The sequence below is a fragment of the Haloarcula sp. HT12 genome, from assembly GCF_055271655.1.
In genome coordinates this window covers 90,769-106,950 of sequence record NZ_JBUXKW010000007.1, presented here as the reverse complement: position 1 = coordinate 106,950, position 16,182 = coordinate 90,769, and the positions used below count along the sequence as shown (strand labels likewise).

Below are 16,182 nucleotides of genomic sequence, written 5' to 3'. Positions count from 1 at the left end.
AGGAGAGCTGCGATGACCGTACTACTGCTTTCACTCCTCTCGATAGTCGTCGCTGGTTGGCTTGCGCTCTTTTGCTATGCGCTCCTCTATCGAGACGTTGTATTGGTGATTCAGCGTCCGTTCTTTTTCAGAATCGGCTTTGGAGCACTCTGGGCCGTAGTGGTTGGAACGAGTGCAGTACTGGTTGACTGGGCTCCGACGCATCTGGTTCACGCAGTCTTTGCTGTTTCGGTAGCGGCAGCGGTCCACGCCGTTCAGGGTGGTCTCCACCCGGATACCGAAGCGTGGTTCTACTCGCTCTTCTAAATCTGAGCAGCAACTCGTTTGAGTCGCGGTTCCGCATCAGATTTGTTTTGGCCCCAATGACAAGTAGCCTAAATGAATCGATCGAGGATTGAGACGATGAGCGAGAACTGAGCATGGCAAGTTCCGGGAGCTCACTCGAAAATGCATCGTGCATTACCTAACGCAGGCGGCGAGTTAGGGCTCGCCGCTTGCCCCTTTTTTAGGACGTATCTAGGAGAGGCATCGATATAGTTACTTACCCAAGAGAAAATACAATATATCTAACTATTCACACAACATCGGCGGCTACAGCTACTGCATATTCTGACCCCGAGACTACGCTGTTGACGCCGTCAAACCGTGAGAAAGCAACCTCATCCCACTCCCGTCTTGTGATACAACAGGGGAAGTCTCGTTCAAGTATACATTTCCAAAAAAGCGAACGGCGCAGGTACGCAAGGCGAGGGAACGGAGTAGTTTCTTACCCCCGCAGCAAGGTCCGCTTGATGGCTTGAACGAAACCTGAGTTATGTGATCTGGTGATGGTCGTTGCTAAAGAGTAGAACAATACTGAGCGCAACAATCACAAGTCCAACAATCTGCTCAATATGGATGGGGACGACGTCGTGGTGGGTGAAAAGTGGATGCGTTCCAACGACTAGTAGCCCAGCGAGTAATAGAGAGGTTAAGAAACCCGGACGACGCCACTTGCGGCTGGGTGACGGCATCCTTCGGGCGATATAGCTCTGTATTCGTCCGCGAGTGTTCTTAACCATGTATCTTAACACGGCCCATCCCTCTGGGATCGTATATAGAGCTCCGATCTGATCAGGCCGTTCGACGGTCTTGTCGGGGTCTGTGAGCGTCCGAACGGCCGGGACCAACATACTCTCTGCCGTGGAGTACACCTCCTTTTTGATTTCCTGCCATGTATTCATTCCACTGATGTCAATACGCTTTAGCGCAGCAATCTCACCGCCATCAAGTGTTTCGTTAAGCCGCTGTACCGTCACCCCCATCTCGTCTTCATCATTGAGAAACTCCCAGAAACCACCAGGCTGACCGCGATACTTGCGGATGTCTCCAGGATGGTAGCTGAGAACGCCGTACTTTGGTGCTGTAAGTATTCGTCCCTTTATCATCCCGAAGCCGAACCGCACGACGATGTCGACGTTTTCGATGTGGTCTACGGTTTCCTCCGGGAGTGTGTTCCAAAACTCACCATCAGGTTGAGGCGAGCAGGTGAGTCGTTCAGCGTTCGAGAGCCCTTCGATTGAGTCGATGTGGACGGGTCGTTTATAATCGGGGGTTGGCGTTAGAAGTCGGGCAACACCAACAAGCGACCAGAGTGGATATGCGCGGATTTGTTCGAGTGCATTCCAGGTGAACGTCATCCACTCCCATCTGTAGTCGGGAGCCTTCTTCCGATCGTTAATTACGATATGAGTTATATCGATATCTGGTTCCGATACAAGCGTAGCTAACGCGTTCCGTTGCCACTTCTCGATATACTCGTCACTGACAAGGACAGCGACTTCAAGTTTCGAATTGGTCCCTGCAATCATGTTCTATTTAGTCCAGCGTCCAATTGTGAACGTCTTACCTGAGTCTGAATACGGTGGTTTATGCTAACCCTGGGGGTGGAAGCAATCGTTCCGTCGGTATAGAAAATGACACCATCGTCAATAAAACCCAGCAGCCATCTATCGCCAGCCATTGGTCGCGATTTAATGATTTCAGAGATTGGTGTGGAGTATCCATTGGTAACTTCCTGTAGTCTTTCGATGATGGAACTTGCCGTGTTTAGTGTTGTTCTTGTCGTAACGATCGCCGTTCTTGGACTCGAACTGCTCTACTTTGAGTGGGAAACTATTCAGTCCAAGGCTGATTCATACGATGAAAATGAGCGGTCACGCTCGAAGCGTTAAATACCTCCGGCGATAGGTCTGAGTGTGCTCTTCTGGGTCCACGCTGCAGTTGCCTATCTCGCGTACCGAGGTGTTCTCGCCGTTGGTTCTACTGACCGACCTCGCGATATCGATGTTTTGGCAGTCGTGGGGGCTGCATTACTCCCTGATATCGTCGATAAGCCGCTTTCCTTCGTGGTAACATCGCTACCGAGCCGCTCTGTCGCACACTCATTCTTCATGGTGGCTCTCGTTAGCCTGGTGATTCTCTACGTCACACGCCGAGCAAATCGGTGGAAATTCGGGGCCGCGTCTGTCTTCGGATATCTCTCACATATCGGTGCAGACCTCGTCGACTCACAGATTATTCATGAAGAACCGGTCGTGTTTGTCTACTGGCCGCTGATTACGGACTACCATCATATCGATTCAATCGGAGGATTACTAGCGTTGGTTAGACCGACACCATATGTCATCCTCCAGATGTTGCTCACCGTCCTTGGCGTTGGGTTGTGGGTTTACGACGGGAAACCAGGTCTGCCTTCCAACCAGGCTGAAAGCCGATAAAATCGTGGAATTTCTGCTCTCGTCTATCGGGTATCTTCGCGAGTCTCGAATCACTCTACAATTACATTTCCGATCATCCCATTCTCCTCGTGTGGAAGGCAGAAATATCGATACGTCCCAGAAACCTCGAATGTATATTGGTACGTTTCGCCCCGCTCGAGAAATCCGCGTGCCGATGTACTTTGACGGACAGCCTGTTCCGATTCGTAGTCTCCACTGGCGAAATACGCCGCTCCCTCTGGAAGTGATTGCTTGTAGGCTGACGTCGTGTGAGGAACGTTACTGTCGTTTTCCCACGTGACGGTCTCTCCGGATTCGATTGTTACTTCTGCTGGGTCGAACCGTAGGTCACTGGTCATCGTCACAGTCGGTCCTGAGGAACCGCTGCGTCCGCCGAGACATCCCGAGAGGGCTACCATTCCTCCCCCGATAGCTAGGCCACTTCGACGGAGCACAGTGCGTCTGGAGAGTGCGTTCAGTGCCATGAGTCGCTTCTAGAACGCAGTACCCTGTGTGACTGTATAATATGCTATGCCGAACTGTACAGCATTGTACGCCCCGTGAATGAGGGCTGGGACAGCGAGGTTATCCGTGAGTTCGTATGCCACCCCGAGCACGAGTGCAAGGGTGAAGACCACACCGATGTACACGAATTTCCCGTTTCCTTGAAGGGAGAAGACGTGTACCATCGCAAAGATGAGGCTGGCCAAGATGATTGCCCGAGCCGGGTGGAAGGATTCTCGCAACGTCCCCTGGATGACCCCTCGGTGCAGAAGTTCTTCACCGGGACCGACCAACAGGAACGAGAGTGGGATCAGTACCAGGAAGACAGCTGGGGCTTCTTGGCCGACCTCGATGATCTGATTGGTGGCCTGCTCGAATCCGAGATACGCGATAATCGCTGAGAGCGCGCGAACCGTAATCAGTAGCGAGATGAGTCCTCCGATGAACCATCCGATATCTCGTCGTGTCGGAATACGTAGTTGAATGAAGCCTACACCTCGTTCGCTGATCCGTAAATAGATGAGCGCGACGCCTCCGAACGCCACCCCCTGGAGTAATACCGTGCTCAGGCCGAGACGCAACGCTGGTCGATTCTGGAGCTGAACTCCGACCAGAGAGAGCAACTGTGACACGACCGTTAGGAGCAGCGCTCCAGCTACGAGACTCCCGAATCCGATCCCGATGGTTACTCCCACGGCACGGAGCCGTTCTTGCAGTGTCGTCATGACTCACCCCCTCCGTCAGGTCTGTCGTTTGGTGGGTCGCCTCCAAGCGGGGCGGGAGACCGTTGAACTTCGACTTTCTTCACCCGTGTGGCGAGGGCCAGGAACGTCGCCGCGAGTGTAAGCGTGACTGCTGCCGCTGCGGCGAGATCGTGGGCTCGTAGTGAATGGTCAAGTGTCGTGCCGACGAGTTCGGCCCGAAGAAACGTGTGATGGAACTCTCCGACGAGGGGCGCAAAGTAGTCCACGACGTCGTTAAGTCCGTACCAAACGGTGGCGACAGCGACCGCACCGACCGGAAATTCGGCATAGCGATAGATCAGGAACGACTGCAGACTCATCGCAAGATGGCTCACAATGAGGAACCAGTAGAGCCAGGGTTCGATGCCGCCCGCCCCATTGAGAAACAGCTGGACGAACGGCGTCCAGAGGCCGAGCTTGATGTTTCCGAAGAAGGCGAGCATGTGGAGCCATTCGACATCGTAGTCCAATTTCCACGCGGCAAGGCTGAGCGCGATGAACAGCGTCGCTCCGGGACTATCGGGAACGAACGGCCACATCACGAGTGGGGTCTGTGCGAACTGGAAGCGATAGTACCAGAATCCGAACGCGGTCCCCGCGAGATTGATCGCCACTATAACCCACGCGTAGTGGAGTGCGAGGTCCTCGAGACGCTGTGGGAGTGGTGCTACGTAGGCAGGTAGACGAGCTGACCGTGTTGGAGATGACATAACGTTCACATCCCGGAATCGTCTGTGCTTCGCTTCGTCATAATGAGCCCGCTGATGAGCATCAGGAATGCCAGGGCGACCATCCCGAGATCCCATCCCATTCCTGCGGTCATCGTCGAACCCATGCTTCCCTCCATACCACCGTTTATCCCTGATTCCATACCGCCGCTCATTCCCATCCCCCAGTTTGAGCTTCCGGTGATTCCTACCAGAACCTGATTAAGCAACATTAGCAGCGAATAAGCGATCATTAGCGGACCGCTCGCAGTTCCTAGTCGGTCTGCGTAGGGCGTCAGCAACACAACACCATGAACAACGACAACCACACCGAGGATCGCCATCAAGAGGCCACTATTCGAACTCATCATCCCGCTACTGCCAGTCACCGAGAGTAGCGAATAGAGTCCCGAAACTAGGGCGATTGCCGCACCGTACTGCCGTGTCGTAGTGTTCGTATTCATCGAGTCCATTGTTAGACCCCGAGCATCATCCGAAGTGACCCGCGTACACCCATCGGGAGCCCGATCGCCCCGATGAAGAACGTCATAAGCCACCACCACGTGTGATTCATCTCGTCTTTCGCATCAGCGAGATACCATACGATGCCGACAGTCACGACGAGCTTAAGGACGAACGTCGATCCGGAGAATCCAGTCGCCTGGTACACGAGATTCGTGACGACCAGCTTGGGAGAGTAGCCGAGGAACGTCACACCGATGAGATTCTGCGCCCCGTCCCACACCTGGCCAAAGACGGCCAGCAGAATTAGCGGGTTTCGAAGGTGTGCGACATTAGCGAAACTCGCACCCCAGTAGTAGAGTGCGGTCACGCCGAGAGCAATCCCCGTCGTCGCGACAGGAACCCACAGGCGGAGCGGGGTCGACGTCGAGAGACCGTGCCAAACTGCCCACCCGACGGCACCGACAGCCCACACCGACCCGACAAGCCCGACTGTTAGCGGGATCGAAGCGACATCCATGTCACGCACGAGTGCACCGACGCCGAGCGCGAGGACGGTAACGGCTGTGACGACGAAGTAAATCGACGGCGTGATGAACCACACTGCGTAGTCCCCGAGCAGGCCAATGTCTTCGAGGGCGCGCATCGCCCCGCCGGCGATAATTATCGGGGCAAATCCGTAGGCAAGTCGTGCGTCGAACGTAACGTCGAGCTGGTCGAGATATGCCCGTAGTCCAGGGAGGCTGTACACGACCGCCGCGAGATAGGTCACCGTATTTACAGCGTTGTATCCCCGGACAGCACGAATTCCCTCGTGCGTGACTGGCTGACTAGCCGCATCGGCGATGACTGGCTCCCAGAGGTACTGCCAGATGAACCGGTCGTAGACCAGCGTGGGGAATACGAGGAGGCCCGCCCCGACAAGGACGAGCGGGGCGAGCAGATACAGTGTCCACCATTCACGTGTGCCGGTCTCCGGCAGGGCAGTCTCTACGCGTCGCGTGACAGTACTCACGACTCGTTCACCTCCAAGCGCCACGTTGTACTCTTTGAGCGCCCCCATTGTTCGAGTGAAACAGATGAGAGGTCGTCTTGGAGCTGGCTGAGATACTGTGCGACAGCTTTGGGCGAGCCATCGATGTCACTGGCGATCTCACGAGCCCGAAGGTATGTCGGTTCTGTACTGGCCGTTTCGACGAGATACCTCCGGACGGTTTTGCGGGAAATATTCGACATTGATATAGAGGTAGCGGTTAGCGAAGGAACCCGAGGAGCTTGTAGTCGTGATCGGGCGTGTATCGACGGAATAGCAGGCTGTTCGTCAGTACCGACACGCTGGAGAACGCCATCGCTGCTGCAGCGAGCACTGGCTGCAGGAGGCCGAGAGATGCTAACGGAATCATCGACGTATTGTACCCCAGCGCCCACACGAGGTTCTGCTTGATTTTCTTAAGTGTCGCGTCCGAGATACGGATCGCCTTCACCACATCGAGCGGGTCGTCGCGCATCAGCGTGACGTCCGCAGCCTCGATGGCGACGTCCGTGCCCGAGCCGATGGCTGTCCCGACGTGTGCGACCGCGAGTGCCGGCGCGTCGTTGACGCCATCTCCGACCATCATCGCCTGCCGGCCCTCGTCTTGAATACTGTCGACTGCGTTGGACTTGTCCTCTGGGAGGACCTCTGCACGGACGTTCTCCGGATCGATGCCGACCTGTTTGGCGACTGCACGGGCAGTTCGCTCGTTGTCGCCCGTAATCATCATCACGTCGACGCCGCGCTCCTGAAGGGCTGTGACAGCCTGTTTGGAGCTTTCTTTCACTGTGTCGGCGTCGGCGACCACACCCACGAGTTCGCCCTCATAGGCAACGAGCATCGCCGTTTTCCCCTCATTTTCGAGGCGTTCCATCGTCTCTTCGGCGGGAGACGGGTCGATGCCGTTGTCCCGCAGCAGCTTGCGGTTACCGACTAGTACCTCGCTGTCACCAACGACTGCTTTGATGCCGTGACCGGGGACGTTCTCGAAGTCGTCGGGCTCAGTCACGTCTAGTCCGCGTTCTTCAGCCCCTTCGACGATTGCTTGGGCAAGCGGGTGTTCGCTGCCGCTTTCGGCTATCGCCGCCAGCCGAAGCACATCATCCTCAGAGAGGCGCTCACGAGTGCTGAGCTGTCCACCATCTGGTGCCGGCTCACCTCCATCAGTCACCGCATTTCCATCGCTATCGAAGACGACCACGTCGGTGAGTTCCATCTCACCCTCGGTGAGCGTACCCGTTTTGTCGAAGACGACTGTATCGACGTCCTTGGCGCGTTCGAGGATATCACCGCCTTTGAACAGGACGCCGTTCTGCGCACCAATCGTCGTCCCAACCATCGTGGCAGCCGGGGTTGCAAGCCCGAGCGCACAGGGACAGGCGATGAGCACTGAGGACGCGAAGACAATGATCGCGAATTCGAAGACCGAAACAGTCCCGCCGACCGGCGCGGGCCCGCCAGCGACCTGCCCCCACAGCGGGAGCCAGTCGACGAAGCCAGCGAGCGCTTCGGGGAAGAGGAACCAGGCGATACTCCACAGGAGGGCGTTCGCGATGACCACGGGCACGAAGTACGCTGAGATACGATCCGCGAGGTTCTGGATATCAGGCTGGCTCGACTGTGCTTCCTTGACAGTCTGCACGATCTGCTGGAGCGCCGTATCCTCGCCGACCTTCGTCGCTTCCATGACAAGGACCCCGTTCTCGTTAATCGTCGAGCCGACAACCTCATCGCCTTCCTCTTTCTCGACAGGGACAGACTCTCCAGTGACCATCGACTCGTCAACGGCGGACTGACCATCGACAACGACACCATCTGTTGGGATTTTCTCACCTGGACGGACTTTCAACCGGTCACCCGTTGTGACATCTTCAAGCGGAACTTCTTCTTCACTGCCGTCCTCGCGGACAATAGTCGCCGTTTCGGCTTCCATTTCGAGGAGCTTCCGGAGGGCCTCGCCAGCTTGACTCTTCGACCGAGCTTCGAGGTAGTTACCCAAGGTGATGAACACAAGGATGAGGGCTGCCGTGTCGAAGTAGAGCCCACCCGCGATGAGCTCGGCAAGGACTGCCACAGAGTATAGATACGCCGTGGTCGAGCCGAGGGCGATCAGTACGTCCATGTTGGCGCGGCCGTTCTTCACCACCGCCTTATAGGAGTTCTTGTAGAACGGCCATCCGAGAAGCGCCTGCACCGGTGTTGCGAGGAGGAACTCGACCCAGCCGAGTTCCACGCCGAAGACGGTCTCGGGGACGATGGTGCCGCCGAGGAGGTAACTGTCGATGAGGAAGAACAGCAGCGGCGCCGACAACACTGCCCCAAACAGGGTCAGTCTGAGTTGCTTCCGGGTCTCGGCCTGCCGGGCAGCATCACGTGCGTCTTGGCCCGACTCTTTGTCGTCCCTATCTTCGCGGACGGGCGAGTAGCCAGCGTCCTCGATGGCATCGTACATCGCATCGAGTGACGCCTCCGCAGGGTTGTACGTGACCTGCGCTTCATCGGTGGCGTAATTGACCTCCGCGTTAATGACACCTGGTGTGCTCTCGAGAGCGGTTTCGTTGGTCTCGGCGCAGTTAGCACAGGTCATATCGGAGATGGCAACCGTCACCGTCTCCGAGACTGCGCCGTAGCCGGACTCATCGATCGCGTCATAGATTTCTTGGAGCGATACCTCGTCGGGGTCGTAGGTGACGGACCCCTCGTCGGTGGCGAAGTTCGCATCCGCCTCCGATACTCCGTCAAGGGATTCGAGAGTGTCCTGGATTGTCGCCGAGCAGTTGGCGCAGGACATCCCCGTGATGTCGAGATGAGTTGTTCGGCTTGTCATGCTCGTTCTACTATACGGGGTCTATGTTTAGGCGGTTTACTGTTGCGAGATGGTGGTTATCGACCCCAATGAAATTTGGAATCCAAAGAGCGTACTATACTCCCTCTTCGAGCCGCTGATAGCGGTCTTCAAATCGTGCGAGACAAGACGGACAACAGAAGTGATAGATCTCCCCATCGATGCGCGTCGTCTCACCTTCATTGTCGACGGTATTGTTGCATTCGGTACAGGTGAGGGCAAATTCGACGCCGTCAATTGAAGGTGTCCATTCAGTTTCGTCGATCAAGGTGACTGAATATCCCGATATCTCAAGACCATCAAAAAGGCTGTCTACCCACTGGCGGACGTTCTGTGCCTCAACACGGGCATAGAACCAGAGATCGCCTTCGGCTGTCGCAAAGACGTGTTCGATGCCATCCGATCCGCGAACTCGCGTGCGGGCCTCCTCGAGTGATCCCGGTTCGATTTCGGCTTGAATGAACACAGGAACCCCGGCCCGAAGGTGCGCCCGGTTTACGTCGATTGTGAAATTGTTGATAATATCTGCTTCCTGTAATCGTTTGACCCGGTCGGAAACAGCTGGGCCTGATAAATCAACTTCTTCCCCGATCGCACTGAATGGACGGCGGGCGTTTTCGGCCAGTAACGAGAGTATCTCCAGATCGGTTTCGTCCAGATTGCGCATACTACTGCCTCATTACGCTGGATACATTATTGTTACGCACTATAAACTTTGGAAGGTTGGGATTAGGGGTGGAGAATACATTTGCTTCTAAGTGGAAAACCACATAGAAGCACATCCTCTATCTGTAGATGGCTATGAGCCAGACCATCACCGTCGAAGGGATGACCTGTGAACACTGCGAACAGACCGTCGAAGACGCACTTGAAGATGTCAAGGGCGTTTCCGCGGCGACTGCTGATCGAAACGCCGAGTCTGCGACGATCGAGGGGTCCGCTGATTCAGATACACTCGTCAGCTCCGTCAAGGACGCTGGATACGACGCGTCTGCGTAATCCGACCACGCCACAACTGAAGGGCAGCGACACTCTGTCACAGCGGAATATACCGTTAGAACAGTCGATCGAGTACGTCTGAGACCGATTCAACCGGTGTCAGACGAACCCCCTCGATAGTTCCGCCTGAATCGGCACCGCTCGGAACGACTAATTCGGTCGCTCCGAACGCCCGAGCACTCCGGGCTTTTGCTTCGATTCCGCCAACTGGAAGCAGGTGTCCATTGTCGTCAACGATTCCAGTAATGAGTGTCTCAGACGACAACGGCTGCTGACGGAGACCAGCGATAAGTGCGACTGTGAGGCCAGCCTCCCAACTTTTCCCCTGGAGTGCAAGGGTGTCGGACTCGGGTGACACGAACGATACGTGTATGGCTATATCTGCCAACGATCGTCCGGTGAGACGAGTCGCAGTTTGCTTTGCTTCGTCAAGTGCGCGCTGGAGGTCGTGTCGAAGTTCAATCCCGTTCAGATTGACGAACAACTCACCATCGCCAGCAGCGAATTTGAAGGTGGTCTCGACGACAAGGCCAGCGCCATCTGCGTCCACCGCTGGAAGATAGTACCGAGTATCCAACGGGGTCGTCGCCCCACCTGCCAGTGTCGCCAGCGACTGGAAGCCTGTATCCATTCGAGTAAGGGTGACTGTTGCCCCGACACCGCTTATCGATCCAAGACCAACTCCAGCAAGAAACGCCCGTCGGGAGAGGACCTCCCGCTCAATACGATCAACGATGTCGCCACTAGGCCCAGATGCGGAATCGCATGTGTCGCCTTGTTCTGAGGAGCCCATGCTGGAATAGCTTATTGTGGCAGATGACAGATCCTGTGGTAACAGGTAACACGCGTATGGGTATAAGAGTGGTGTCGTCAGGGTGCCGAGGCAAAACAACTGTCACTGCGAGAAAGTCCCCATGACTATCTTGTTGGACCGCTATTGGTCGAGCGTGTCCGCTCGGTACCGGTCGCTCTTCGGGCTCGCGACTTTCAGTGCTCTAGTGACAGCCCTCGGTGTTTTAATCGCCTATCGGGTTGAACTCGTACTACTATCAGCGACAACTTCTCGACTCTGGATGTGGCTCGCTGGCTTCATCGAGGAAGCGTTCGTCAGATTGCTCCCTTTGATACTCGTCTTTTACGTCTGGAGCTACGCCCGAGATCGATTGCTCTCAAAAACTGAGGGACTCCTTGCAACTGTCGCATCTGGACTCACCGTTGGTGGGTTAGAACTGGTCCTCAAACTCGAGTATCTGTCCCGTCTCGAAAGGACCGCCCAGTTCGATTCCATACTCCTCCCCCTACTATTCGTTCATCTTCCGTTCGCGCTGCTGGCAGGACGCTTCGTTTACACACTCGGCGAGCGAATCCACGGAACCGATACCGTTGGGTTACCGTCTCTATCCCGGAGAACTCTCGGTTTACTTCTGGGGGGCTATCTCGTCCTTGGGCTGGCTCACGTCGTGTTCAATCTCCTCATCTAATAAAGAACGTAGTCGAAGTGGTAATTAGTGGTCGTCGCCGAGCGCCGTCCGAACTATCTCATTCAGCTCGGTGAGTTTCTCGCGGACGGTCTCCGGTTTATCAGCGGGCGGGTCTTCGAGCGCGACCTGTTCGTGCGGGTCCGGATCACCGACAATAACGCTCCCGAGCATGCCGAGCGACTCGTGGGGCGTACAGTAGTAGTGGTAGACACCTTCGGTCTCGAAGGTGTGCTCGAACGTCGCGCCTTCCTCCGAGCGAAGGCCACTATCCCATGATGCAGCCCCATCAGGAACGAGCTGGGGTTGGTCGTTGTCTGGATGGTAGGCCGTCGTCGAGTGGCTGCCGCTCTCATTGGTCCACGTGACCGTCCCGCCGACATTAACGCGGACGACGTGCGGTTCGAAGTGATACCCCCCGTCCTCGGTGATCATGGAGACATCAACCGAATCGCTCGGTGCACCGACAGCTTCATCGTGGCCACCTTCATCGTTGTGCCCCGATTCACCGCCGTCCTCGGTGTGGCTTCCCTCTTCAGTACTTGTGGAGGTACTGTCTGCCCCGCCGCCACTATCGTCTGTTTGCGTCCCGGTACATCCCGCGAGCCCAACGACAGCTGCACCGCCGGTCAATTGGAGCATCCGCCGACGCGTTAGTCCTGAATTAGTTGTCATAGCGTGGGTCACCTCACAGATGGACGTATGAGAGCTGTGGAAAAAGGTGGAAGACCTGTTTTGCACGCCACGCAAATCTGGCTGTTACTTACGTCTCGGCGGGAAAGCATCTGGTATTGCGAGGAATAGCTGTGTCCACGGACGACAGCGCTGACGAACTGTTGGAGCTCCTCGGAGAGGAGCGGGTTCGTCAGATTCTGGCCGCGACGAGCCGTGAACCACTCTCGGCGAAGGAATTGAGTGAAGAGTGCGACGTTGCTCTTTCGACGATTTATCGCCGAGTCGAGGATATGGTTGCCCACGACCTGCTCGTCGAACGGACACAGATGGAGGCCGACGGGAGCCATCATAGCGTCTATGAAGCGAACGTCGACCACCTCAACGTCGACGTCGAAGATGGAACCATCGCCGTGAAGATGCACGTTCGTGAGGACGCCGCACAGCGGTTCTCGCGGATCTGGAGCGACATCCGGGACACCTAATCATGCACATCGAACTCGTCATCGCAAAGCTCGTCACAGTCGGACTGGGACTGCTAATAACGTACCAAGCGTTTCGTGGGTACAGAGTCCACGGTAGCGAACCGATGCTGTACGTCGCTATCGGGTTCCTTTTCATCAGTGTCGGGTCCGTAATCGAAGGCATCCTCTTCGACGTCGTCGGGCTGTCCATCTTCGTGGCCGGGACGATTCAGACTGCTATTGTCGCGGTGGGCATGCTTATCATCCTCTACTCGTTATACGGACGAATGTCTCAACCGACAGATGGAGGGGGTGACTCATGACTAGTGGGTGGGAAGTTACGCTAATTGGAGTCCGTGTCTTTCTCCTCTTATTGGGCGTTGCGACGACAACAATCAGTTTTCGCGCCTATCGTCAGGAACAGACTCGATACTTACGTGATGCAACGATCGGCTTCGGATTCATTACACTCGGCGTCCTCATAGAGGGGTTTCTCTATCAATTTTCAGCATTAACACTCACACAGGTTCATATCGCTGAATCCGTCGCGTTGGTATGTGGATTCACTGTCCTCCTCTGGTCTTTTATTCGGTGAGTCCAGGGACATCCTCACAGAAAACTGAATCCTGATTCCCATCGAATCGGATTCGGGGGGAGATTGATATCGTTGCCTATCACATATTCAACTACTGTGACTGATCCGCTCCCATTCGATGCTGTCCGCGAACTCGACGTCGACGGGACGACGTACAAGATAGCCGATCTTCGAGCACTCGAAGAACAGGGCCTCTGTGACCTCGACACGCTCCCGGTGAGCATCCGTATCCTCCTCGAGTCGGTGCTCCGAAACGCCAACGGCGAAACCGTTACTGCGGCGGATGTCAGGAATGCTGCTGGCTGGGAGCCAGACGTACCGGACGCAGAGGTTCCGTTCTCTCCATCACGAGTCGTCCTACAGGATCTCACCGGCGTGCCCGCGGTCGTCGACCTGGCGGCCCTTCGATCCGAAGTCGACCGCAAAGACCGGGATCCTACCCTGGTCGAACCGGAGATTCCTATTGATCTCGTGATCGACCACAGCGTCCAGGTCGACTACTTCGACTCCGAGGACGCCTACGAAAAGAACGTCGAACTGGAGTACGAGCGAAACGCCGAACGGTATCGCGCGATCAAGTGGGCGCAGAACGCCTTCGAGAACTTCAACGTCGTCCCGCCGGGAACCGGTATCGTCCACCAGGTGAATCTCGAGCATCTGGGTCGGGTCGTCCACGCCCGCGAGCAAAACGGCGAGAACTGGCTCCTGCCGGACACGCTCGTCGGCACGGACAGCCACACCCCGATGATCGGTGGCATCGGTGTGGTCGGGTGGGGCGTCGGCGGCATCGAAGCGGAAGCGGCGATGCTCGGTCAGCCGGTCACGATGAAACTCCCCGAGGTCGTCGGCGTCCGTCTCGAAGGCGAATTACCCGAGGGTGCGACGGCGACGGATCTCGTGCTCCACATTACCGAACGGCTCCGCGAGGTCGGCGTCGTCGACCGGTTCGTGGAATTCTTCGGTCCTGGTGTGGAGAACCTCACAGTCCCCGACCGGGCCACGATCGCCAATATGGCGCCCGAACAGGGCTCGACGATCAGTATGTTCCCGGTCGACGAGCAGACGCTCGAGTATCTCGAACTCACCGGGCGTGATCCCGACCACGTCGACCTCGTTCGCGAGTACCTCGAATCTCAAGGTCTATTCGGGGAACAGGAACCAGAATATACTGAGGTCATCGAGTTCGACCTCTCGACAGTCGAACCGAGTCTAGCCGGACACAAGCGGCCACAGGACCGGATTCCGATGGGGGACGTGAAACAGAGCTTCCGGGGACTTCTCCACGGGGAGTTCGAAGACGACCTCGATGATGTCGACGAAGACGCCCTACAGCGGTGGCTCGGCGAAGGTGATGCAGCTGGTGCGGAGACCGACGGCGGTGTTCAGGTCGAACCCGAATCGGAACTGCACCCGTTAACCAAACGCGTTGAGGTCGACCTCGACGGTGAGACAGTGGAAATTGGACACGGAGACGTCCTCGTCAGCGCCATCACGAGCTGTACGAACACTTCGAACCCGTCGGTGATGATCGCTGCTGGTCTGCTTGCCCAGAACGCCGTCGAGAAAGGTTTAGATGTCCCGCCGTACGTCAAGACGAGTCTCGCACCCGGCAGTCGCGTCGTCACGCAGTACCTCGAGGAATCGGGCCTGCTTCCGTATCTCGAAGAGCTCGGGTACGCGGTCGTCGGCTACGGCTGTACCACTTGTATCGGGAACGCCGGACCACTTCCCGATCCCATCGAGCAAGCGATCGACGACCACGACCTCTGGACGACGAGCGTCCTCTCCGGAAATCGGAACTTCGAGGCGCGTATTCACCCGAAGATCCGCGCGAACTACCTCGCGAGCCCGCCGCTCGTCGTCGCCTACGGCCTCGCAGGGCGGATGGACGTCGACCTCGAGAACGAGCCGCTAGGCACCGACGAGGAGGGGGGATCGGTGTATCTGGCGGACATCTGGCCCGACGCAGCGGATGTGCAGGCAGCAATCCATGAGAACGTCTCTCCGGAGATGTTCGAGGAGAAATATGCCTCCGTGTTCGAGGGTGACGAGCGGTGGACTGCTCTCGACGCGCCAAGTGGTGACGTCTACGAGTGGGATGAGGACTCGACATACATCCGTGAACCGCCGTTCTTCAAGCACTTCCCGGTAGAGAAACCCGGCGTCGCCGATATCGAGGACGCACGCTGTCTACTGACGCTCGGCGATACCGTTACGACCGACCACATCAGTCCAGCCGGCCCGTTCGGTCCCGACCTCCCCGCAGGTCAGTGGCTGCTCGATCACGGTGTCGAGCCACACGAGTTCAACACCTACGGCGCGCGCCGGGGCAACCACGAGGTGATGATGCGGGGAACGTTCGCCAATGTCCGCATCGAGAACGAGATGCTCGACGATGTCGAGGGTGGCTATACGATCCACCACCCAACCGACGAGCAGACGACCGTGTTCGAAGCCAGCCAGCGCTACCGCGAGGAGGGAGTCCCGCTCGTCGTGATGGCAGGCGAAGAGTTCGGTACCGGCTCCAGCCGGGACTGGGCGGCGAAAGGAACGGACCTACTCGGTGTTCGCGCAACCATCGCCGAGAGTTACGAGCGCATCTACCGCGACAACCTCGTCGGCATGGGTGTGCTCCCCCTGCAGTTCGATGATGGCGACTCGTGGGAATCTCTCGGTCTGGATGGGTCTGAGATCTTCACGATCCACGGCCTCGATGACGGGCTCGATGTGATGGACGAACTGACCGTTATCGCCGAGCGCGCGGACGGGTCGACTGTCGAGTTCCCGGTCACAGCACAGGTCGGCACGCCGGCCGCCGTGACCTATATCGAACACGGCGGCATCCTCCACTACGTCCTTAGACGGCTCCTCATGCGATAATCTCTCTCAACTGACTCTATTTCTGGAAGCACAAGCAACAC

The 16,182-nt window shown here is 56.8% G+C and carries 19 protein-coding genes; 8 read left to right on the top strand and 11 right to left on the bottom strand.

The window, feature by feature from the left end; translation table 11 throughout:
- Positions 1-12: 12 nt before the first annotated feature.
- Positions 13-306 carry a hypothetical protein gene (locus ACY9XZ_RS20840; protein WP_435069759.1) on the top strand — a complete coding sequence of 98 codons (294 nt, stop codon included), beginning with the start codon at positions 13-15 and terminating at the stop codon, positions 304-306.
- Positions 307-812: 506 nt separating this feature from the next.
- On the opposite strand, the gene ACY9XZ_RS20835 is transcribed toward ACY9XZ_RS20840, so the two are convergent.
- A complete protein-coding gene (locus ACY9XZ_RS20835) occupies positions 813-1,850 on the bottom strand; it encodes a formyltransferase family protein (RefSeq protein WP_463458864.1) in 1,038 nt (345 codons plus the stop codon).
- 387 nt (positions 1,851-2,237) lie between these two features.
- Between ACY9XZ_RS20835 and ACY9XZ_RS20830 the strand changes: the two genes are divergently transcribed.
- Complete coding sequence (locus ACY9XZ_RS20830; RefSeq protein WP_435069757.1) at positions 2,238-2,759, top strand: metal-dependent hydrolase; 522 nt, start codon at positions 2,238-2,240, stop codon at positions 2,757-2,759.
- 50 nt (positions 2,760-2,809) lie between these two features.
- On the opposite strand, the gene ACY9XZ_RS20825 is transcribed toward ACY9XZ_RS20830, so the two are convergent.
- The 8 genes from ACY9XZ_RS20825 to ACY9XZ_RS20790 form a co-directional block, all read right to left on the bottom strand.
- Positions 2,810-3,178, bottom strand: coding sequence for a cupredoxin domain-containing protein (locus tag ACY9XZ_RS20825; protein WP_463458863.1), 369 nt, complete (start codon positions 3,176-3,178; stop codon positions 2,810-2,812).
- 75 nt (positions 3,179-3,253) lie between these two features.
- On the bottom strand, positions 3,254-3,988 hold the full coding sequence (locus tag ACY9XZ_RS20820) for a CPBP family intramembrane glutamic endopeptidase (RefSeq protein WP_435069755.1): 735 nt from the start codon (positions 3,986-3,988) through the stop codon (positions 3,254-3,256).
- Entirely contained in the window at positions 3,985-4,716 is a 732-nt protein-coding gene (locus ACY9XZ_RS20815) for a DUF1405 domain-containing protein (protein WP_266088476.1), read from the bottom strand. The genes ACY9XZ_RS20820 and ACY9XZ_RS20815 overlap by 4 nt, the downstream gene beginning before the upstream one ends.
- 5 nt (positions 4,717-4,721) lie before the next feature.
- Positions 4,722-5,186: a hypothetical protein gene (locus tag ACY9XZ_RS20810; RefSeq protein ID WP_463458862.1), complete on the bottom strand. Its 465-nt coding sequence runs from the start codon at positions 5,184-5,186 to the stop codon at positions 4,722-4,724.
- A 2-nt stretch (positions 5,187-5,188) separates the two neighbouring features.
- The gene (locus ACY9XZ_RS20805) at positions 5,189-6,190 is read right to left on the bottom strand and encodes a DUF63 family protein (protein WP_463458861.1); all 1,002 of its coding nucleotides are present in this window, start codon (positions 6,188-6,190) and stop codon (positions 5,189-5,191) included.
- On the bottom strand, positions 6,187-6,411 hold the full coding sequence (locus ACY9XZ_RS20800) for a DUF7123 family protein (RefSeq protein WP_420841102.1): 225 nt from the start codon (positions 6,409-6,411) through the stop codon (positions 6,187-6,189). The genes ACY9XZ_RS20805 and ACY9XZ_RS20800 overlap by 4 nt, the downstream gene beginning before the upstream one ends.
- A 17-nt stretch (positions 6,412-6,428) precedes the next feature.
- Positions 6,429-9,035: a heavy metal translocating P-type ATPase gene (locus tag ACY9XZ_RS20795; protein WP_266088406.1), complete on the bottom strand. Its 2,607-nt coding sequence runs from the start codon at positions 9,033-9,035 to the stop codon at positions 6,429-6,431.
- 94 nt (positions 9,036-9,129) lie between these two features.
- On the bottom strand, positions 9,130-9,720 hold the full coding sequence (locus tag ACY9XZ_RS20790; RefSeq protein ID WP_123538923.1) for an AsnC family transcriptional regulator: 591 nt from the start codon (positions 9,718-9,720) through the stop codon (positions 9,130-9,132).
- Between the two features lie 134 nt (positions 9,721-9,854).
- Here ACY9XZ_RS20790 and ACY9XZ_RS20785 point away from each other — a divergent pair, with 134 nt between their 5' ends.
- The gene (locus ACY9XZ_RS20785; protein ID WP_123538924.1) at positions 9,855-10,052 is read left to right on the top strand and encodes a heavy-metal-associated domain-containing protein; all 198 of its coding nucleotides are present in this window, start codon (positions 9,855-9,857) and stop codon (positions 10,050-10,052) included.
- 55 nt (positions 10,053-10,107) lie between these two features.
- On the opposite strand, the gene ACY9XZ_RS20780 is transcribed toward ACY9XZ_RS20785, so the two are convergent.
- Entirely contained in the window at positions 10,108-10,845 is a 738-nt protein-coding gene (locus tag ACY9XZ_RS20780; RefSeq protein WP_123538925.1) for a S16 family serine protease, read from the bottom strand.
- 205 nt (positions 10,846-11,050) lie between these two features.
- Between ACY9XZ_RS20780 and ACY9XZ_RS20775 the strand changes: the two genes are divergently transcribed.
- On the top strand, positions 11,051-11,533 hold the full coding sequence (locus tag ACY9XZ_RS20775) for a hypothetical protein (RefSeq protein WP_206425147.1): 483 nt from the start codon (positions 11,051-11,053) through the stop codon (positions 11,531-11,533).
- 24 nt (positions 11,534-11,557) lie between these two features.
- On the opposite strand, the gene ACY9XZ_RS20770 is transcribed toward ACY9XZ_RS20775, so the two are convergent.
- The gene (locus ACY9XZ_RS20770) at positions 11,558-12,205 is read right to left on the bottom strand and encodes a plastocyanin/azurin family copper-binding protein (RefSeq protein WP_206425148.1); all 648 of its coding nucleotides are present in this window, start codon (positions 12,203-12,205) and stop codon (positions 11,558-11,560) included.
- 131 nt (positions 12,206-12,336) lie between these two features.
- Here ACY9XZ_RS20770 and ACY9XZ_RS20765 point away from each other — a divergent pair, with 131 nt between their 5' ends.
- The 4 genes from ACY9XZ_RS20765 to acnA all read left to right on the top strand — a co-directional run bounded on the left by ACY9XZ_RS20765 (position 12,337) and on the right by acnA (position 16,141).
- Entirely contained in the window at positions 12,337-12,687 is a 351-nt protein-coding gene (locus ACY9XZ_RS20765) for a winged helix-turn-helix domain-containing protein (protein ID WP_123538927.1), read from the top strand.
- Between the two features lie 2 nt (positions 12,688-12,689).
- A complete protein-coding gene (locus ACY9XZ_RS20760; RefSeq protein ID WP_123538928.1) occupies positions 12,690-12,989 on the top strand; it encodes a DUF7521 family protein in 300 nt (99 codons plus the stop codon).
- Positions 12,986-13,261 (top strand): DUF7521 family protein, encoded by a 276-nt coding sequence (locus tag ACY9XZ_RS20755; RefSeq protein WP_123538929.1) that lies wholly within the window; start codon positions 12,986-12,988, stop codon positions 13,259-13,261. Before ACY9XZ_RS20760 ends, ACY9XZ_RS20755 begins: the two co-directional genes overlap by 4 nt.
- A 96-nt stretch (positions 13,262-13,357) precedes the next feature.
- The gene (acnA, locus tag ACY9XZ_RS20750) at positions 13,358-16,141 is read left to right on the top strand and encodes an aconitate hydratase AcnA (RefSeq protein WP_463458860.1); all 2,784 of its coding nucleotides are present in this window, start codon (positions 13,358-13,360) and stop codon (positions 16,139-16,141) included.
- The last annotated feature ends 41 nt before the right edge of the window (positions 16,142-16,182 follow it).

Bases quoted from the DNA above. Each gene is read 5' to 3' on its own strand.
- ACY9XZ_RS20840 (WP_435069759.1), top strand. From the start codon at position 13: ATGACCGTACTACTGCTTTCACTCCTCTCGATAGTCGTCGCTGGTTGG.
- ACY9XZ_RS20835 (WP_463458864.1), bottom strand. From the start codon at position 1,850: ATGATTGCAGGGACCAATTCGAAACTTGAAGTCGCTGTCCTTGTCAGT.
- ACY9XZ_RS20825 (WP_463458863.1), bottom strand. From the start codon at position 3,178: ATGGTAGCCCTCTCGGGATGTCTCGGCGGACGCAGCGGTTCCTCAGGA.
- ACY9XZ_RS20820 (WP_435069755.1), bottom strand. From the start codon at position 3,988: ATGACGACACTGCAAGAACGGCTCCGTGCCGTGGGAGTAACCATCGGG.
- ACY9XZ_RS20815 (WP_266088476.1), bottom strand. From the start codon at position 4,716: ATGTCATCTCCAACACGGTCAGCTCGTCTACCTGCCTACGTAGCACCA.
- ACY9XZ_RS20810 (WP_463458862.1), bottom strand. From the start codon at position 5,186: ATGGACTCGATGAATACGAACACTACGACACGGCAGTACGGTGCGGCA.
- ACY9XZ_RS20800 (WP_420841102.1), bottom strand. From the start codon at position 6,411: ATGTCGAATATTTCCCGCAAAACCGTCCGGAGGTATCTCGTCGAAACG.
- ACY9XZ_RS20795 (WP_266088406.1), bottom strand. From the start codon at position 9,035: ATGACAAGCCGAACAACTCATCTCGACATCACGGGGATGTCCTGCGCC.
- ACY9XZ_RS20790 (WP_123538923.1), bottom strand. From the start codon at position 9,720: ATGCGCAATCTGGACGAAACCGATCTGGAGATACTCTCGTTACTGGCC.
- ACY9XZ_RS20785 (WP_123538924.1), top strand. From the start codon at position 9,855: ATGAGCCAGACCATCACCGTCGAAGGGATGACCTGTGAACACTGCGAA.
- ACY9XZ_RS20780 (WP_123538925.1), bottom strand. From the start codon at position 10,845: ATGGGCTCCTCAGAACAAGGCGACACATGCGATTCCGCATCTGGGCCT.
- ACY9XZ_RS20770 (WP_206425148.1), bottom strand. From the start codon at position 12,205: ATGACAACTAATTCAGGACTAACGCGTCGGCGGATGCTCCAATTGACC.
- ACY9XZ_RS20760 (WP_123538928.1), top strand. From the start codon at position 12,690: ATGCACATCGAACTCGTCATCGCAAAGCTCGTCACAGTCGGACTGGGA.
- ACY9XZ_RS20755 (WP_123538929.1), top strand. From the start codon at position 12,986: ATGACTAGTGGGTGGGAAGTTACGCTAATTGGAGTCCGTGTCTTTCTC.